Source organism: Pseudorhodobacter antarcticus (assembly GCF_900110135.1).
Lineage (GTDB): Bacteria > Pseudomonadota > Alphaproteobacteria > Rhodobacterales > Rhodobacteraceae > Pseudorhodobacter > Pseudorhodobacter antarcticus.
Genome location: NZ_FOCO01000013.1, coordinates 64,533 through 82,447 on the forward strand (window position 1 = coordinate 64,533; position 17,915 = coordinate 82,447).

Here is a 17,915-nt window from a genome sequence, read left to right on the forward strand (position 1 = left end):
CGCCCTTTATGGCGCTTATTTTGGCTGTTTGGCCAGCCACTGCGTCATCCACGCAATTTCGGCCTCTTGGGCTGCAATCACCATTTCGGCTAATTTGCGGACCTCGGGATCAGTTCCATGCTCCAACACGATCCGAGCCATATCGACATCGGCGTTGCCTGTCAGAGGCACGTTAATGTCGGCGTGCATTTTGGCATTGGCTTCTGCAAACGCGATGGATGCGGGGCTTTGATCGCCCGCCATTTGGTGGCCGGAATGGTCAGTTTGTGCCAAAGCGGGCAGGGGCAAAGCAAATGTTTCACAAAAACCCTCTGGATGTGAAGCAAGGGTGGTATGCAAGCTTCCTGCAAGGGGAATGCAAATCAAGGCTTTGTGAACCGCGCTTGGGTCCTTTTCCTTTTGCAGCGCTTGCCCTATCGTTTTAGGGCAGAACAATTGGAATGTCTTATGCCCCCCAAACCCGTGCGCCGCCCCGTTGTGGGCATTATCGGCAACATGAATCTGCTGAATGAAAGCTATCCGGTTCACGCGGGCGGCACGATGAACAGCCAAGCGGTGGCGCAAGTTGCGGGCTGCATGCCAATCATCATTCCCACCGATCCCGGCTTTGTCTCTGTGGCGGATTTGCTGGAATTGTGTGACGGATTTTTGCTGACAGGTGGGCGCCCGAACGTGCATCCCTCCGAATATGGCGAGGATGAAACCCCCGCGCATGGTGATTTCGACCGCTGCCGTGATGCGATCACCTTACCTTTGGTGCGCGCCTGTGTCGAACGGGGCCAGCCGTTTCTTGGGATATGCCGCGGCTTCCAAGAGGTGAATGTGGCGATGGGCGGCTCGCTTTATCCCGAAATCCGGGACCTGCCGGGGCGAATGAACCACCGCATGCCCCCCGATGGCACAATCGAGGAGAAGTTTGCCCTGCGCCACATCGTGCGCTTTGCGCCGAACGGCGTTTTCGCAGCGCTCATGGGCGTGGATGAAGTGATGACAAACACATTGCACGGCCAAGGTATTTGTCGGGTAGGCACTCGAGTTGTGATCGACGGACATGCCCCCGATGGCACGCCCGAGGCGCTGTATATAAAGGATGCGCCGGGGTTTACTCTGTCGGTGCAGTGGCATCCGGAATGGAACGCTGCCGCAGATCCGGTATCGCGGCCCTTGTTTACGGCGTTTGGGGCGGCGGCAGCGGCTTGGGCAGCAGCGCACAAACCCGTGCGGCATAAGGCAAACCAGTAACCAAACATTAAGCTGCAAAAAAAGGCGGGTCAATCTGACCCGTCTTTGTGTTTGATGCACTCAAATCTGTTACGTTACGGCGCAGCCTTTGTCGGGGCTGTTAACGCAGGTTTAACCGTTTGCTTCACCGCAGGGGTCGCAGTGGGCACCATCGTTGGCGATATCACAGCGGCAGCCGCAGGTGGCTGATAGGTCACGGTTTTAATCTCCAACGCAGGGATAACCGGCTTTGGCTTCGCCAGGGCCTTTGCAACTGATTGCTTTGGCTTTGGCGGTGTTGGGATCCTTAGGTTTTTGGGCATCGACCCGTCGGCATTTAGCACCAAAACCGTTGCCCCAGCCTGCACCCTTTGGTTCAGGTCGATCACATCCTGCTGCACCATCCTGATACAACCGGATGATGCATTGCGCCCAATGGACCACCAATCAGGCGTGCCGTGAATTCGGTAGCCATAGTCACGCCCATTTGACAAAAGATAGATGGCGCGTGCCCCCAATGGGTTTGTCGGGCCGCCAGGCTGCCCGTCTTTCCACTTTGCCAGCTCTGGCTTGCGGGCGATCATCTCCTTTGGCGGTGTCCAAGTGGGCCATTTTTTGGTTTCGGATACAACGGCCTCACCAGCCCATTCAAATCCGGATTTCCCGACGGATATGCCATAACGGATCGCCTTGTTCGGCCCGGTCACAAAATACAAAAATTTTTGCCCGGGATGAATAATAATCGAACCCGCAGGCCTATCTGTCTGATACGCAACTTCTTGGCGGCGCAATTGTTCCGGGAATTTTTCCAGCGGGATCGCAGGCACATTGATTGTCCCATCCATCCGCGAAACATAAGCGGTTTCTGCAGCCTCGACCGGGGCTGTGCTGGCCATGTTGACCACTGGTGCAGCAGCCGTCGGCGCGGTTGGCGGCACACAGCCTGCCAGCGCCAATGTCAGTGCAACAGGCAATCCTGCCAGACGAAGTGAAATGCCAGTGCGGCGCATAATAATAAACTTTCAAAAAGCCGCCAAGGCGGAGCGTTTGATTGTTTCTTTGATATAACAAATGCACCCACGGGTCAAAGCGCTTAGGCCCACATCAAAGAGCTAATCCTATATATATTGCCCGTGCCGGCACCGATCACAAGCTACAGCGCCGCAATAGCGGTCGTGGGGTATGCGCACCCCCCGCCAAAAGCGCAGATTGCAAGCATCAGATGCCACCCTTTACCCTCACGATTCGCATCTGCTGCCCGATAGTTGCGATCAATTGCCAGCCAAAATACGCTGCAAAATCAGTCGGTTTCAGCAGGTCTTATGTAAATGCCAACAGATTTCGCACCCAAATTCGGTCAGCACCTCTACCGGGTCAAGGTTCAGGACGGGCCGCCCCTACATCCCAACGGCAAAGCTGATCACTTTTTCGGCAAAATGACCCTGAACCATCATCATTCCACAACGTATCGGCCAAATCCAACCGTCACAGCCGCGTTTGCCGCCCGTTAAGTGACGCGGGCGCGGGTTTTGAACTCTGGCCGATCCCACAGGGCATTTTCCATCACATGTGTAATGCGGTTGATCGCCTCGTCCACATCATCCTCATTGATAAACAAAGGGGTAAACCCAAATCGCAAAATATCGGGCGCGCGGAAATCGCCGATCACGCCTTGGGCGATGATCGCCTGCATGATTGCATACCCTTCTGGGTGACGAAACGATGCTTGTGACCCGCGCTGTTGCCCATCGCGGGGGGCTGCAAGCGACAGGCTGGGGCAACGCGCCTCTATCCCCGCGATAAAACGGTCGATCAGTTCGATGGATTTGGCCCGCACATCCAAGATATCGGCTTGGTCCCAGATGTCCAAAGACGCCTCCAGTGCTGCCATTTGCAACACAGGCGGCGTGCCGACCCGCATCCGTTCAATCCCGTCGCCCGGGCGATAGTCCAGATCAAAAGCAAAGGGAGCAGCGTGGCCCAACCAGCCTGAAAGGGCAGGGCGCACCGCTGCCTGATGACGCGGCGCGACATAGATAAATGCAGGGCCGCCGGGCCCCGAGTTGAGGTATTTATACGTGCAACCCACCGCAAAATCCGCGCCACATGCTGCCAGATGCACAGGTAGCGCGCCTGCCGAATGTGCCAAATCCCACACCGTCACAGCACCCGCAGCATGGGCCAGACCTGTTAGCGCCGCCATATCATGCTTGCGCCCCGTGCGGTAATCCACCTCCGTTAACATCAAAACCGCGATAGTGTGATCAATGGCGCCTGCCACCTCTTCAGGGGCGACCGCTTTCAACACATAATCTGGTCCCAAGGTGCGGCACAGCCCTTCTGCCATATACAAATCAGACGGGAAATTCCCGCTATCCGACAAAATCACCCGCCGCGCAGGGACCATCTCCAGTGCCGAAGCCAGTGCTTGATACACTTTTATCGACAGCGTATCCCCCATAACCACCGATCCGGCTTCCGCCCCAATAAGGCGTGCAATCCGGTCACCAACGGCAGCAGGTTGCGCCATCCACCCGGCCTTGTTCCATCCGGCGATCAACAGCGCGCCCCATTCTTGCGTGATCGTCTGCGCCACCCGTGCAGCGGCAGCGCGCGGCATCGGCCCAAGCGAGTTCCCATCAAGGTAAATCATCCCATCGGGCAGATCAAACTGGGCACGCAGGCTGGCAAAATCGGTGGGCATGGGGCATCCTTTTTAATGTTAGCGTATTGAACCGATTTGGCGGTGGGCTGGCAAGCACAGAACTTGGGCAAGCACAGATCGGGGAAATGGGATGCAACGATTTGAATGGCCGCCCGTCTGGCTCGCGGTTGGTCTGGCGGCAATCTGGGGTTTGGGACGGGTGGTGTCGTTCGGCTCGCCCGCGCTGGTGACGCTGGGCTGGGCGATCATTGCGACTGGCCTCATTTTTATGGGCTTGGCGGTCTTTGAAATGACCCGCGCCCGCACCACGGTTATTCCTCGCAGAAGGGCCAGCCATTTGGTCACCACGGGCGTTTTCCGCTACAGCCGCAATCCGATCTATCTGGGGGATTCGCTTATATTGCTCGGGGCGTGCTTGATTTGGTCCAGCCCCCTCGGCCTTGCCGTTGTGCCAGCCTTTGTCTTTGTGATCACCCAACGGTTCATCAAGGCCGAAGAGGCCGCCCTTGCACAGTATTTTGGCCCAGATTACGCCGCTTGGTCCACTAACACACGGCGTTGGGTCTGAAATGTCGCTATATCAGTGCAATGTGCCGTAAGGTCGCTGCTGGCTTGTGAAACAATGTTGCGCGGTGTTAAACACAACCGTCACACACCATCGGGCGCACGATGTTGCGCCTACCAGCCGGGGGGAAGCTATTGAAGATCGGGGCACCAAAGGAAATTTTTGAAGGCGAAGCGCGCGTTGCGATGACGCCGGATTCGGCCAAGCTGTTGCAAAAGCTTGGCCACACCTGCGTGATTGAAGCGGGGGCTGGCGTCAAAGCTGGCTTTTCCGACAAGGCCTATGCGGATGCAGGCGTTGAGGTGGCGAAAACCGCCACCGCCTTGTTCAAGGCCGCCGATGTTGTGGTCAAGGTCCGCGGCCCAGAGCCGAAAGAGGCCAAGATGCTGGGCGAGGGGCAAACCCTCATCTCCTTCTTTTGGCCTGCGCAGAACGAAAAAATGCTGGAACAGATGAAGGCACAAGGCTCCACCGTGATCGCGATGGATATGGTGCCGCGTATCAGCCGCGCGCAAAAAATGGATGCACTGTCGTCTATGGCCAATATCGCGGGCTACCGCGCGGTGATTGAGGCGGGCAATAATTTTGGCCGCTTCTTTACGGGTCAGATCACAGCGGCGGGCAAAGTGCCGCCGGCCAAAGTGCTTGTCGTGGGGGCAGGCGTTGCGGGCCTTGCCGCGATTGGCACCGCCACCAGCCTTGGCGCTATCACCTATGCGTTTGATGTGCGCCCCGAAGTGGCGGAGCAAATCGAATCCATGGGTGCGCAGTTTGTCTATCTGGAATTTGACGCCTCCGAATTGCCCGATGGTGCCGCAACGGGTGGCTATGCGGCCCCCTCCACCCCCGCGTTCCAAGCCAAACAGCTGGCGAAATTCCTGGAACTTGCGCCCGACATCGACATTGTTATCACCACCGCCCTGATCCCCGGTCGCCCAGCCCCCAAGCTGTGGACCAAAGAAATGGTCGCGATGATGAAGCCCGGATCAGTTGTGGTCGATCTGGCGGCTGAGCGGGGCGGCAACTGCGATTTGACCGTGATGGATGAAAAAGTGGTGTCGGATAATGGCGTGACCATCATCGGCTTTACCGATTTCCCCAGCCGTATGGCCGCCCAAGCGTCAACGCTTTATTCCAACAATATCCGCCACATGCTGGCTGATCTTACGCCTGCCAAGGATGGCGTGATCAACCACAATATGGATGATGACGTGATCCGAGGCGCCACCGTGGCGCACAAAGGCGAGATTACCTTCCCGCCGCCGCCGCCCAAAGTGGCCGCAATCGCGGTGCAAAAACCCAAGGGAAAGGTCAAGGAATTGACCCCTGCGGAACGCCGCGCCAAAGAAACGGCGGAATTCAAGCTGCAAACCCGCAATCAGATTGCCATGTTGGCCATTGGCGGTGGCTTGATCTTGCTCGCGGGCCTGTTCACGCCCGCCTCGTTCATGTCGCATTTCATCGTGTTTGTGCTGGCCTGTTTCGTTGGCTTTTCGGTTATTTGGAACGTCAGCCACAGCTTGCACACCCCATTGATGGCCATCACCAACGCCATCTCCTCAATCATCATTCTGGGCGCGTTGCTGCAAATCGGGTCGGGCAGCTATCTGGTAATCTTGCTGGCGGGTCTGTCGATTTTGATGGCAGGCATCAACATTTTCGGTGGCTTCATGGTCACCCGGCGCATGCTTGCCATGTTCCAAAAGTCGTAAGGGATCAGGGGAATGGAATACGGATTTACCACAGCCGCCTATGTCGTCGCGGCAGTTCTTTTCATCCTGTCGCTGGGCGGCCTTTCGGGGCAGGAAAGCGCCAAACGCGCGGTTTGGTACGGCATCGTTGGCATGGGCATTGCGGTGCTGGCCACGGTAATGGGGCCGGGCGCCGGCAATTGGTTTGCGTCACTGCTGATGCTGGCCATTGGCGGCGGCATCGGTTGGGTCGTCGCACAGCGCGTGAAAATGACCGAAATGCCACAGCTTGTGGCCGCGATGCACAGCCTTGTGGGCTTGGCGGCGGTGTTCATCGGCTTCAATTCGGAAATCGAAATGGTGCGCGTGGCGGCAATGCAGGCCGCAAATGACACCGCTGGGCTTGCCGCTTTGGCCGGGTTTGCCGCCAAGGTTGCTGAAAAAACCGCTGTTGAAATCAACATCCTCAAGGTCGAGGTGTTTCTTGGCGTGTTCATTGGCGCTATCACCTTTACCGGGTCGGTCGTCGCCTATGGCAAACTGGCAGGCAAGGTTGATGGTGCTGCCAAAAAGCTGCCCGGCGGCCATATGCTGAACGCAGGCGCCGCTGCAGGCTCGCTTTTGATGTTGATTATTTACCTGCAAATTGGATCAGCTTTCGCGCTTATCCTTATGACATTGTTGGCATTTTTCATCGGCTATCATTTGATCATGGGCATCGGTGGCGCAGATATGCCGGTTGTTGTGTCCATGCTCAACAGCTATTCCGGCTGGGCGGCAGCGGCGATTGGGTTCTCGCTCTCCAATGATTTGATGATCGTGGTCGGCGCGCTTGTTGGCTCCTCGGGTGCGATCTTGTCCTATATCATGTGCAAGGCGATGAACCGGTCGTTCATCAGCGTGATCTTGGGCGGCTTTGGCGGCACCACAGGCCCCGCGATGGAAATCAGCGGTGAACAGGTCGCCATTGACACCGAAGGGGTCGCCGCCGCGCTGAATGAAGCCGACAGCATCATCATCATCCCCGGTTACGGTATGGCCGTGGCGCAAGCGCAGCAAACCGTGTCTGAATTGACCCGCAAACTGCGTGCCAAAGGCAAAACCGTGCGCTTTGCGATCCATCCTGTGGCGGGCCGCTTGCCCGGCCACATGAACGTACTGCTGGCCGAGGCGAAGGTGCCGTATGACATTGTTTTGGAAATGGATGAAATCAACGAAGATTTCCCCACAACCGATGTGGTAATCGTCATCGGGTCCAACGACATCGTAAACCCGGCCGCCCAAGATGACCCCAACAGCCCTATCGCAGGCATGCCCGTGCTGGAATGTTGGAAAGCCAAACAGGTGTTCGTGTCAAAACGCGGCCAAGGTACTGGCTATTCCGGCATCGAGAACCCGCTGTTTTTCAAAGAAAACACGCGGATGTTTTATGGTGATGCGAAAAAATCTTTGGACGCATTGCTGCCTTTGATCGATTGATCCAGTCAGCGCCACATAAAATTGCGCCCCGCTGGAAACAGTGGGGCGTTTGCCTTTCCGATCAAAGCGTTGCTGATTTGCCAGTGTACCGTTGCGCACTGCCGCAGGTGTGGAACCAAGATTTACAAACCCCGCCCTGCCGCGTCTGCTGGCCAAACAGCCCCCTCTGAGGATCCTATGTCCAAGATCAAAGATCATCCGCTGCGTTATGACTTGGTGAATGAACTGCACGCCCGGCCTTTTCCGGCGCTGTCGGTGCCGTCCCACGCTGTCTACATTGCGATCAAAGAGCCGGAGCGCGCTGTCAGCCGCGACCGGAGCAAGGATCTTGCGCATCTTTTGGGCTTGCTGGACCGTCACGCCAGCCCGCACCCCCAACCCGAGGCCACGCATTTTTCCGGTGGCATCGGGCGGCACAACCTGAAATGGGAAAGCCATACCGAATTTGTGACCTATTCTGCCTTTGGTCCAGGCGTGTCCACCCGCGCTTTTGACCCGATGGAGGCGGACGTGTTCCCCGCCGATTGGCTTGCAACCGCGCCCGGTTCCCGCCTCGTATCCGTGTTGATCCGGGTGGAGGAGATGCTGGCCGACGAAGACGAGATGCTGGCCAAACTTGGCGACTGGTTTGTTCCCGAAAGTCTTGCCATCAGCCGGGTGGTTGATGGTGCAGCGGTGATCGCGGGTGATTTTCGGATTGATCAGGCGGGCCACATGCGCTTTGCCGTGTTCGTGCAAAAAGGCACCGGCGCGCGCCGCGTGGGCCGCATCGTGCAGCGGTTGTGTGAGGTGGAAACCTACCGCGCCATGTCGATGTTGGGGCTGGTGCGCGCACGCGGTCTGGGGGCGCAGTTGAACCGCTTGGACCCCCAGCTTGCCACCATGATCTCTGGTATGACAAGCACGGGCCAAGCGCCAGAGGCCGTGCTGAAAACCCTGCTCGAAATTTCTGCGGAGCTGGAAAGCTTGGGCGTGCAATCCAGCTTTCGCTTTGGCGCAACCGCAGCTTATGAGGCGATTGTGACGCAGCGTGTGTCCGTCATGCGCGAAACCCGCGTAAAGGGGCTGCAGACCTTTGGCGAATTTATGATGCGCCGCTATGACCCCGCAATGCGCACCGTGAAATCAGTTGAGGCCCGTTTGGGCTCTATGGCGGAACGCGCCACACGGGCGGCCGAATTGTTGCGCACACGGGTTGATGTGGAACGCAGCGCACAAAATCAGCGTTTGTTGGAAAGCATGGATGCGCGCGCCGATCTGCAATTGCGCCTGCAAACCACCGTCGAAGGGCTGTCTGTGGTCGCGATCAGCTATTATGCGATGAACATTTTGGCCTATGTCATCTATCCAGTCACCGATAGCTTGGGCCTATCAAAAGGTTGGACGATGGCCGTATTGGCCCCCTTGGTCATTCTTGGGGTCTGGGGCCTTGTGCGCCGCATCCGCAATCGGTTGCATTAACCAAACGCGGGCGATGCGGCCCGTGTGTTAAGCGCGCGGTCCGCGGCCACGCCACCAACCACAATTGCCGCCAGCGCCAAGAGGGCTGCCACAGACAACGTTGGCACACCCGCAAGGCCCGCGCCCAAGGTGCAGCCGCCCGCCAACACGCCACCCATGCCCATCAACGCGCCACCCAGCGCATAACGTCCCGTTTGTGCGGGCGATGAAAAGCTTTCCCACTTAAATCGGCGGCTGGCCAACGATGACAGCGCCGCCCCGCCAATCGTGCCACCAAACAACCCCGTGCCAAAACCCGCCGCGACCGACGATGATGCAATCGCCCAAAACAGCGTATCCGACAGCGGCAGGGTGAAAGACAGGCTTTCCATCGCAATCAGGTCAAATTCATCCAGCAGCACGAACCCCGTGCCAACCCAGGCCAACGGCACCAACAGCCCAATCGCCACACCCGCAGCAACCCGACCAAAGGACAAGCGCGCCGTGGCCGCATAGGCCAGCGCCGCCGTTGCCATCAACCCCGTCACCAACGCACCCCCGCCCGGCAGCGCGGCCAAGCTGATTGCCTCACCCATTGGCACCGTCAGCGTGCCCAGCGATGTGCGCAACGGCGCCAACAGCCCTTTCATCGTGGCATGTGCCGCAATGGCAAACACCCCCAGCACCATCAGCGCGCGCAAATTCCCTGTCCCACTCAGCACCGTTAACCGCGACGCACAGCCCCGCGTCAACACCATGCCAGCCCCGAACGCCAAGCCGCCAATCACGATCGCCGCCACGGGCAGGTCGGGCGTCATCAAACGATGCCCGTCAAAACTGATCCATCCCGCCGCAACCGCCCCTTGGGTGCCCAACAGCGCAGCGGCCAGCGCAACAGCCCACAGCGCCAGCGCAGGCTTGCGTTCCGCCGGCGCGCCGACCAGACCGCGCCGCAAACAGAACCGCGTGGTTTCGGCCATGGCCCCAAAGGCCAGCCCAATCACCAGCCCAAGCATCACGGACGCGCCGCGTGGGGTAACGGCGTCAAAGCCAAGGGTTTCAAACATGCGGGCCTCCTGCATCGACGGAATTTTGTTCCGTTTGCAGCAAGGTTGGCGGCAGTGCAATATCCAGCAGCCAATCCATATGTCGCAATATTAGAACAGCGTTCCAAATTGCCCCACCCCGCAGAATAATCGCCCGCAAAACAAAGCCCGCACGGAACAGATGTTCCAGCGCGGGCGATTGCCGTGGGGGATTGGTTTTATTTACACCATTGCAGGCTTAACGCCCCCGGATCCGTGGGTCCAACGCATCGCGCAACCCGTCCCCGATATAGTTCACCGACAACACCGTCAGCGAAATCGCCACACCCGGCCAAATCACCCGCTCGGGGAATTGCTGGATATATTCGGCACCGTCAAACAACAGCCGCCCCCATGTCGGAAAATCAGGCGGAAAGCCAAGTCCAAGGAACGATAGCGCAGATTCCGTGATGATCGCATTCGCAATTCCCAAAGTTGCCGCCACCATGATCGGCGACATCACATTGGGCAGGATATGGCGTAAAATCATGCGGCGCGATGGCGTCCCGATGGACCGCGCGGCCAGCACAAATTCACGTTCCTTCAGCGCCAACACCTCACCGCGCACCACACGCGCCGCCTGCATCCAACTGGTCAGACCGATGGCGACCACAATCAACAAAAACGTGCCGCCTTCAGTGCCAAACGCCTTGGACAATGGATCGCGAAACAACATCGCCATAACCAACAGCAACGGCAGCAAGGGCAGGGCCAAGAACAGGTCGGTGACCCGCATCAACACATTGTCCAACCGCTTAAAATACCCTGCAATCACGCCGACAAACGTGCCCAACGTGATCGAAATCACCATCGCCGTCAAACCCACAGCGATGGACACTTGCCCACCTTTCATCATCCGCGCCAGCATGTCACGACCAAGTTGGTCGGTGCCCAAAGGCCATTCCAGCGACGGCGGCTTATTGCGTGTGCGGATCATCGTGGCCCCGTCAGGGTTGATGAATGTCGGGTCTTTGGCCCAAATAAGCGGCCCAACCGACACGAACAAAACTAATGAGACAAAGACGAACAGCCCAACCAATGCCCCTTTGTGGGTTTTGAATTGCACCCAGACATCGGCCCATTGGCTGCGCGGTTTGGCAAGGGGGGCGGTATCAGTCATAGCGGATCCTCGGGTCAAGCATGCCGTATAAGATATCGGCGATCAGGTTGAACAACACGATCAACACGGCAAAAATAAAGGTCAGGGTTTGCACCGTCGGCAAGTCCGATCCTTGGATCGCCCCGATCAATAGCGCCCCCAATCCATTCACGCGAAACACCTGTTCGGTGATAATCGCACCGCCAAAAATGCTTGGTATTCCCAGTGCGATCACGGTCACAACCGGGATCATCGAATTGCGCACAACATGTTTCAGCACGACAATACGCTCGGACAACCCTTTGGCACGCGCGGTGCGCACATAATCCGCCCCAAGGTTTTCCAGCATCGACGACCGCATATATCGGCTGATCTGGGCCGCGTTGAACAAGGCCAACACCATGACAGGCATCGCCATTTGCCGGGCCTGCGCCAGAAAACTATCCCAATCCGTGACACGCAAACTGGTGTCATAAATCGACGGGAACCATTGCAAGTTCACCGCGAACACCAAAATCAGCACCAAACCGGTGAAAAATGTCGGCACCGAAAACCCGATCATTGCGATGAATGTGCCGATCTGGTCAAACCAGGAATATTGGCGATACGCCGAATAAATCCCAATCGGCAGCGCGATCATCACCCCCAAGACATAGGATGTGCCGATCACGGTCAGGGTTTGTGGCATGCGTTCTACGATAATATCCATCACCGGGCTGCGCGATTGCCAGCTGACAATGCGCTGCATCCCGTCAGAATAGCTGGTGCCAAACCAATGGTCCCACAGCACCAACGGTTCCACCACGAAAAACTGTTTCAGCCACAAGAAATAGCGCACGAACACCGGTTCATTGACGCCCATCGCCTCCATGATCTTCAGGCGCACATCAGGCGGCACGGTCAGGGGGATCTGGCTCATCGGAGAGCCGGGGGCGAGGTCAACCAGCAGAAAAATCAGCAAGCTGATGAACAAAAGCGTCGGGATGGCAAACATCAGCCGACGAAGGGTAAAGGTAAGCATATGCGGCGCCTTTGTTCAGCAGCGAAAAGATAGGGAAGGGGCGGGGGGCGCAAAACGCCTCCCGCCCCAGTCGTGTCAGATCACTTGATGCGGAACCAGTCCTGCACGTTGTGCATTTCCGAATCCCAGACGTTCAGCACCACACCGCCCAACGTGTTGGAATGTGCGGACAAACGGCCACGGTCCACCAAAGGCACGATTGTGTAGGTGTCCTTGGTCAGCATTTCATTCATGCGGATCACAATCGCGGCGCGCTCTGCCTCGCCTTTGGTTGTGATCAACTTTGCGGCCAGTTCATCAAACACCGGGTCGCAGAAACGGTTGATGTTTTCACCCTGCCACTGGCTTTCAGGCTTTGGGGCCTTGTCACAAGTATAGGCCACGATATACGGTTCTGGGTCCGTGCCGGGGAAGTTGTTTGCATACATTTCCACGTCTGCATAAAACTTCTGGAAGGTGTCGGGCGAACCCGGGTCCCCACCAAAGAAGATGCCGGAATCGATGGTTTTCAACTCCACCTCAACGCCCAGCTCATTCCACCAACCTTTGATCAGCGCTTGGAAATCCTGACGCACGGGGTTTACGGATGTTTGATACAGCAGCTTGAAGCGCTTGCCATCCTTTTCACGCACGCCATCCGCGCCAACGACCCAGCCCGCTGCATCCAGCAACGCCTTTGCGCCGTCCATGTCCTGCGCAATGCAGTCCGTGTTGGGCGAGGCATAGATCGCAGGCGCTGGCACCAAGTTACAGGTCGGGCGGCCCGATGCGCCGTAACCAACCTCAACCAAAAGGCTGCGATCAATCGCCATCGACAGTGCCTTGCGCACGTTCACATCCGACAAGATCGGGTGCGGGTGCATCGCGGTGGAGCGTTCCCCCTCGGGCAAATCCGGGGATGGGTCTGTCATGTTCATCTCAATCCGTTCAACCAGCGTGCCGAAACCGGTCACAAACTGGCCCTTGCCGCCTGCCGCCATGGCCGCTTGCAATTCTGGGTTGATCTGGGTGTTCCAAGCGTAATCAAATTCGCCAGTTTCCATCACGGCCCGCGCCGCAGATGCCGCATCACCACCCCCTTTGACCGACAGCGTGGCAAAGTTTGGCTTTGCCGGGTCGCGGTAGTTGGGGTTAGCCACAAATTCAACGCTGTCGTTCACCTTGAAATCAGTGACCATAAATGGCCCGGTGCCGATGGGGTTAAAGTTGGCTTCGGTGCAGGTCGGTGCCGCAGCGCCTGTACAATTGGCAAACTGTGCCTTTTGCAGAATGGGCGATTCCGCGCCCACAAAGGCCACCAATGGGTTTGGCTTTGGCCCGGTGAACGTGACTTTGACAGTCAGCGGGTCAATCGCTTCAACCGACTGCACGCCTTCGTATTTCGCCAATTGCGCACAACCGCCCGCAGGGTCCATGCAATAGGCGGCAGTAAACACCACGTCATCGGCGGTGAACGCTGTACCATCAGACCACAACAGGCCTGGGGTAATTTTCCATGTGACCGAGGTCAGATCTTCGGCAATGCCGCCATTTTCCAAGCTTGGCAGTTCAGTCACCAGACGTGGGAACATCGTGCCCACTTCATCAAAACCCGCCAGCGGTTCCAGCACAATGCTGCCCACTTCAACGTCTTTGGTGCCCGATGAAAGATAGGCGTTCATGATCGACACGGCCTGCGAATACAGGACCTTTACGTTGCCATCAGCGCCACGTTCCGCAAATGCCGCAGGGGCAAAGGCGAAAGCGCAGGCAGCGCCCAGCAGGGCGGTTTTCATTTTCATTGTTCTGGTTCTCCTTGTTGGTTGTGCTTTTGGACCGTCGTGCCGCTGGTTGATCCGGCAGCATTATTGTTTTGGGCGGGCACAAGGTGGCAGGCCACAAAACGGCCGGGTCGTACCTCGGCCAATTCGGGCTTCACCTCGCGGCAAATCGGGATCACTTCGGGGCAACGCGTGCAAAAGTTGCAGCCCTTCGGCGGGTTTGATGGCGATGGGACATCGCCCTTCAAAATAATGCGCTGGCGCGTTGCCTCGCGCGATGGGTCCGGGTCTGGCACCGCCGACAGCAACGCCTTGGCATAGGGGTGCAGCGGATCGGCATACAGCGGCTCGCGTGGGGAAATTTCCGCAATCCGCCCCAAATACATCACCGCGACCCGGTCCGCGATATGGCGCACCATCGACAGATCATGGCTGATGAACAAATAGGTCAGCCCCAGCTTTTCCTGCAAATCCTCCAGCAAGTTCACCACTTGCGCTTGGATGGACACGTCCAACGCCGCGATTGGTTCATCACACACTATAAACTTGGGGTTCAATGCCAATGCGCGTGCAATCCCGATGCGCTGGCGCTGCCCGCCCGAAAACGCATGCGGGTAACGGTTGGCAAAGACGCGGTTCAACCCCACCGCATCCATCAGCTCATACACTTTGGCCAGCTTTTGGTCTGCGCTCCAATCGGTATGTTCGTCCAGCGGCTCAGAGACTATCTGCGCCACGGTCATGCGCGGGTTCAAACAGGCCTGCGGGTCTTGGAACACCATCTGCATCATCGGGCGCTTTTTGCGCAACGCCTCCGGCTCCAATGTGGCGATGTCTTCGCCCTCAATCGTCACCGACCCGGCGGTCAGTTCATAAAGCCGCAGCAGCGCGCGCCCCACAGTGGATTTGCCGCAACCAGACTCGCCCACCAGCCCAAGGGTTTCGCCTTGATAAATATCAAAGTTGATCCCATCCACCGCTTTCACATCGCCGGTATGGCGGCGAAACAGGCCTGTGTGGATGGGAAAATACATCTTCAGGTCTTTGACCTCGACCAGCTTTGTGACCAGCTTTACACTCGGTTTGGCATCAAGCATGCGCGGCCCCTTTTGATGCGTCCCAGTGGCAAGCGACATCGTGGCCATACCCAACGCGGCCCGCCCCAAGCGCCCGACGGATTGGGTTTTCAGCGCCACAGCGATCAAACGCATGGCCACAGCGGGGCGCAAAAGGACAAGCGGTGGGGGCTGCCCCCAAAATGGGCGGCTGGCCTTCAATCACCTTCAATCGGGTTTCGCGTTCGCCCGTCACCGATGGAATCGTCTTCAACAACGCCCGCGTGTAGGGGTGTTGCGGATTGGCAAACAGCTCCTTCACCGGGGCCTGCTCCACCACTTGGCCCGCGTACATTACAATCACCCGATCCGCGATGCCCGCGATCACGCCAAGGTCATGCGTGATCCATACGATCGCCATCCCCAGCTTGGTACGCAATTCCTTCACCAGTTCAATGATTTGCGCCTGAATGGTCACGTCCAGCGCTGTCGTCGGCTCATCCGCGATCAACACCTCGGGGTCACACGCCAGCGCAATAGCAATCATCACGCGTTGGCGCATCCCGCCCGAAAACTGGTGTGGATAATCCTTCAACCGACGCTCGGGGTCGGGGATGCCCACCAACTCCATCAACTCCACCGCGCGCGTGTAGGCCTGCGCCTTGTTCATGCCCATGTGGCGGCGCAACGGCTCCATCACTTGGTTGCCGATGTTATAGACCGGGTTCAAACTGGTCATCGGGTCTTGAAAAACAAAACCAATGCGCCGCCCACGAACATCGCGCAACTGCGCTGGCGAGATTTTCAGAATATCCATGTCGCCCAGCAACACCTCACCCTCCCGCACCTCGGCAGGGGGCATCGGCAGCAAGCCAATCAACGACATCATGGTCACGGATTTACCCGACCCGCTTTCCCCCACAACCCCAAGCAGTTCGCCGGGTTCCAGATGAAAGCTGACTGAATTGACCGCGTGTACGTCGCCGCCACGCGTGCGGAACACGGTCTGTAAGCCCCGCACATCCAGCACAGGCTTGGCCCCATCGGGCATATGACGACCCCCATGTCGTTGACTCTTATACGCAAGCGCGGCTTGTGCCGTACCAATTACGGTGAGTGTTATCGTTTTTTACGCCCCCCGCAACAATCTTTCTGCACGCGGTCCGCAAATGGCGCCCCCGTCCGCGCCGATCGTGCTTGACCTGCGCGCGGGGCAAGGCCAAGTTTGGCCGCAAAACAAGGCAATCAATAGGAATTTCTCGATGACCCCGATGCACCTTACTCCCCGTGAAATACTTGACCACTTGGTCGGGTTTCGCAGCGTCAGTTCGGTCAGCAACATTGATCTGATCGACTGGGTGGCGGGGTATCTGACCTCGCACGGGGTTACTTCGCATCGCGTCTGCAACGATGATTGTAGCAAATCCTCGCTTTTCGCCAATGTGGGGCCCAATGTGCCGGATGGTGTGATTCTGTCCGGCCATTCCGATGTGGTCCCGGTTGAAGGGCAAGCATGGACCACCGATCCGTTCAAGGTGGTGGAGGCAGACGGCCGCCTGTATGGCCGCGGCACCTGCGATATGAAGGGGTTTTTGGCACTGGCGCTGGCCGCCGTTCCCCTTGCGCTGGCATCAAACGTCAAACGCCCCCTGCAAATCGCGATCAGCTATGATGAGGAGGTGGGCTGCGTCGGCGCCCCCCCCATGATCGCGGAAATGGTCAAAACCCTGCCGCGCGCCAGCGCCGTGGTGGTGGGCGAGCCGTCGATGATGAAGCTGGTCAATGGCCACAAAGGCGGTCACGGATTTTCCGTTCATATCCAAGGGTTTGAAGTCCATTCCTCGCTGATGCACACAGGCGTCAACGCCATTATGACGGCCGCAAAACTGATCGACTGGGCCAACCAGATCAATGCCGAAAACGCCGCCAAACCACCGTCCGCTCTGTCCGAAAAATTCGTGCCGCATTGGACCACCGCGCATGTAGGCAAAATCAGCGGGGGCACCGCCGAAAACATCACCGCCAAGGATTGTCACTTTGGCTTTGGTTTTCGCGTGGTGCCGGGCGAAAGTGAATCCGTCTGGGCCGACCGCTTTTTGGCCCGCGCCGCAGCACTGGAGGCAGAAATCCAATCCATCCGCCCCGAAGCCGCGATCACCTGCGTGCAGACCTTTTTCGTGCCCGCCCTTGTGCCTGAAATCAGCGGGGCCGCCGATGCGCTGGTGCGTCGCGTGACGGGGGACAACGACTCCGATGTGGTCAGCTATGGCACCGAGGCCGGGCAGTTTCAGGCCGAGGGTTATTCTTGCGTGGTCTGCGGGCCGGGCGACATTGCCCAAGCGCATCAACCCAACGAATACCTAGAGGTGGCGCAGTTTAACGAAGGCTGGGCCTTCATGCAGCGGTTGGTCAAGGATCTCGCCGCATAAATGCAACCCTTTCCCATCCACGCCCAACAGCCGCCCGCCCACACTGCCGCCTTGCCCGCCGCCTGCGATGTGGTCGTGATTGGCGGCGGCATCATGGGGGTCATGACCGCGTGGTTTTTTACGCTGGCTGGGCAAAAGGTGGTACTGTGCGAAAAGGGCAGGGTGGCAGGCGAACAATCCGGCCGCAACTGGGGCTGGATCCGCCAACAGGCCCGCGACCCCGACGAATTGCCAATCATGGCGCAAAGCCTTGCGTTGTGGCGCCGCCTTGCCAACGATCTGGGGCCGGGCCGCCCCACGGGCCACAATATCCAACGCTTTCGCCTGTCGCGTTTTACCGATGGTTCAAAAATTCAACCCGCCCCCACGCTCTGACCCTTGCGGGCCGGGGCCGATTGTACCACG

Annotated in this window: 16 protein-coding genes and 1 pseudogene; 8 read left to right on the forward strand and 9 right to left on the reverse strand. The window is 58.1% G+C overall.

Annotated features, from left to right (window positions below):
• Positions 1-15: 15 nt before the first annotated feature.
• The gene (locus BMY36_RS19205; protein WP_082224724.1) at positions 16-243 is read right to left on the reverse strand and encodes a DUF305 domain-containing protein; all 228 of its coding nucleotides are present in this window, start codon (positions 241-243) and stop codon (positions 16-18) included.
• A 204-nt stretch (positions 244-447) separates the two neighbouring features.
• On the opposite strand from BMY36_RS19205, the gene BMY36_RS08705 reads away from it, so the two are divergent.
• Positions 448-1,242 (forward strand): gamma-glutamyl-gamma-aminobutyrate hydrolase family protein, encoded by a 795-nt coding sequence (locus tag BMY36_RS08705; RefSeq protein ID WP_050518224.1) that lies wholly within the window; start codon positions 448-450, stop codon positions 1,240-1,242.
• Between the two features lie 74 nt (positions 1,243-1,316).
• On the opposite strand, the gene BMY36_RS08710 is transcribed toward BMY36_RS08705, so the two are convergent.
• Positions 1,317-2,231 carry a L,D-transpeptidase gene (locus tag BMY36_RS08710; protein ID WP_074818636.1) on the reverse strand — a complete coding sequence of 305 codons (915 nt, stop codon included), beginning with the start codon at positions 2,229-2,231 and terminating at the stop codon, positions 1,317-1,319.
• A 318-nt stretch (positions 2,232-2,549) separates the two neighbouring features.
• Here BMY36_RS08710 and BMY36_RS19900 point away from each other — a divergent pair, with 318 nt between their 5' ends.
• Positions 2,550-2,732 (forward strand): hypothetical protein, encoded by a 183-nt coding sequence (locus BMY36_RS19900; RefSeq protein ID WP_175469272.1) that lies wholly within the window; start codon positions 2,550-2,552, stop codon positions 2,730-2,732.
• Here the strand turns inward: BMY36_RS19900 and kynU are convergent.
• Positions 2,729-3,925, reverse strand: coding sequence for a kynureninase (gene kynU / locus BMY36_RS08715; RefSeq protein ID WP_050518202.1), 1,197 nt, complete (start codon positions 3,923-3,925; stop codon positions 2,729-2,731). The two genes, BMY36_RS19900 and kynU, sit on opposite strands and share 4 nt — an antisense overlap.
• Positions 3,926-4,016: 91 nt before the next feature.
• Between kynU and BMY36_RS08720 the strand changes: the two genes are divergently transcribed.
• The 4 genes from BMY36_RS08720 (at position 4,017) to BMY36_RS08735 (ending at position 9,082) form a co-directional block, all read left to right on the forward strand.
• Positions 4,017-4,454, forward strand: coding sequence for a methyltransferase family protein (locus BMY36_RS08720; RefSeq protein ID WP_050518203.1), 438 nt, complete (start codon positions 4,017-4,019; stop codon positions 4,452-4,454).
• Between the two features lie 131 nt (positions 4,455-4,585).
• Positions 4,586-6,163 (forward strand): Re/Si-specific NAD(P)(+) transhydrogenase subunit alpha, encoded by a 1,578-nt coding sequence (locus tag BMY36_RS08725; protein ID WP_050518225.1) that lies wholly within the window; start codon positions 4,586-4,588, stop codon positions 6,161-6,163.
• Positions 6,164-6,175: 12 nt separating this feature from the next.
• A complete protein-coding gene (locus tag BMY36_RS08730) occupies positions 6,176-7,621 on the forward strand; it encodes an NAD(P)(+) transhydrogenase (Re/Si-specific) subunit beta (RefSeq protein WP_050518204.1) in 1,446 nt (481 codons plus the stop codon).
• A 177-nt stretch (positions 7,622-7,798) separates the two neighbouring features.
• Complete coding sequence (locus BMY36_RS08735) at positions 7,799-9,082, forward strand: DUF3422 family protein (protein ID WP_050518205.1); 1,284 nt, start codon at positions 7,799-7,801, stop codon at positions 9,080-9,082.
• On the opposite strand, the gene BMY36_RS08740 is transcribed toward BMY36_RS08735, so the two are convergent.
• The 6 genes from BMY36_RS08740 to BMY36_RS08765 all read right to left on the reverse strand — a co-directional run bounded on the left by BMY36_RS08740 (position 9,079) and on the right by BMY36_RS08765 (position 16,132).
• Complete coding sequence (locus BMY36_RS08740) at positions 9,079-10,128, reverse strand: YeeE/YedE thiosulfate transporter family protein (protein ID WP_050518206.1); 1,050 nt, start codon at positions 10,126-10,128, stop codon at positions 9,079-9,081. The two genes, BMY36_RS08735 and BMY36_RS08740, sit on opposite strands and share 4 nt — an antisense overlap.
• A gap of 217 nt (positions 10,129-10,345) precedes the next feature.
• Complete coding sequence (locus tag BMY36_RS08745; RefSeq protein ID WP_082224723.1) at positions 10,346-11,266, reverse strand: ABC transporter permease; 921 nt, start codon at positions 11,264-11,266, stop codon at positions 10,346-10,348.
• Positions 11,259-12,266 carry an ABC transporter permease gene (locus tag BMY36_RS08750; RefSeq protein WP_050518208.1) on the reverse strand — a complete coding sequence of 336 codons (1,008 nt, stop codon included), beginning with the start codon at positions 12,264-12,266 and terminating at the stop codon, positions 11,259-11,261. Before BMY36_RS08750 ends, BMY36_RS08745 begins: the two co-directional genes overlap by 8 nt.
• 80 nt (positions 12,267-12,346) lie before the next feature.
• On the reverse strand, positions 12,347-14,047 hold the full coding sequence (locus BMY36_RS08755) for a peptide ABC transporter substrate-binding protein (protein WP_050518209.1): 1,701 nt from the start codon (positions 14,045-14,047) through the stop codon (positions 12,347-12,349).
• Positions 14,044-15,123: an ABC transporter ATP-binding protein gene (locus tag BMY36_RS08760; RefSeq protein WP_050518210.1), complete on the reverse strand. Its 1,080-nt coding sequence runs from the start codon at positions 15,121-15,123 to the stop codon at positions 14,044-14,046. Before BMY36_RS08760 ends, BMY36_RS08755 begins: the two co-directional genes overlap by 4 nt.
• On the reverse strand, positions 15,116-16,132 hold the full coding sequence (locus BMY36_RS08765) for an ABC transporter ATP-binding protein (RefSeq protein WP_050518211.1): 1,017 nt from the start codon (positions 16,130-16,132) through the stop codon (positions 15,116-15,118). Before BMY36_RS08765 ends, BMY36_RS08760 begins: the two co-directional genes overlap by 8 nt.
• Before the next feature lie 211 nt (positions 16,133-16,343).
• Here BMY36_RS08765 and argE point away from each other — a divergent pair, with 211 nt between their 5' ends.
• Together argE and BMY36_RS08775 are read left to right on the forward strand one after the other, a co-directional pair.
• A complete protein-coding gene (argE, locus tag BMY36_RS08770) occupies positions 16,344-17,510 on the forward strand; it encodes an acetylornithine deacetylase (protein WP_050518226.1) in 1,167 nt (388 codons plus the stop codon).
• Positions 17,511-17,795: pseudogene (locus tag BMY36_RS08775) on the forward strand (NAD(P)/FAD-dependent oxidoreductase); the annotation flags it as partial.
• Positions 17,796-17,915 lie beyond the last annotated feature (120 nt).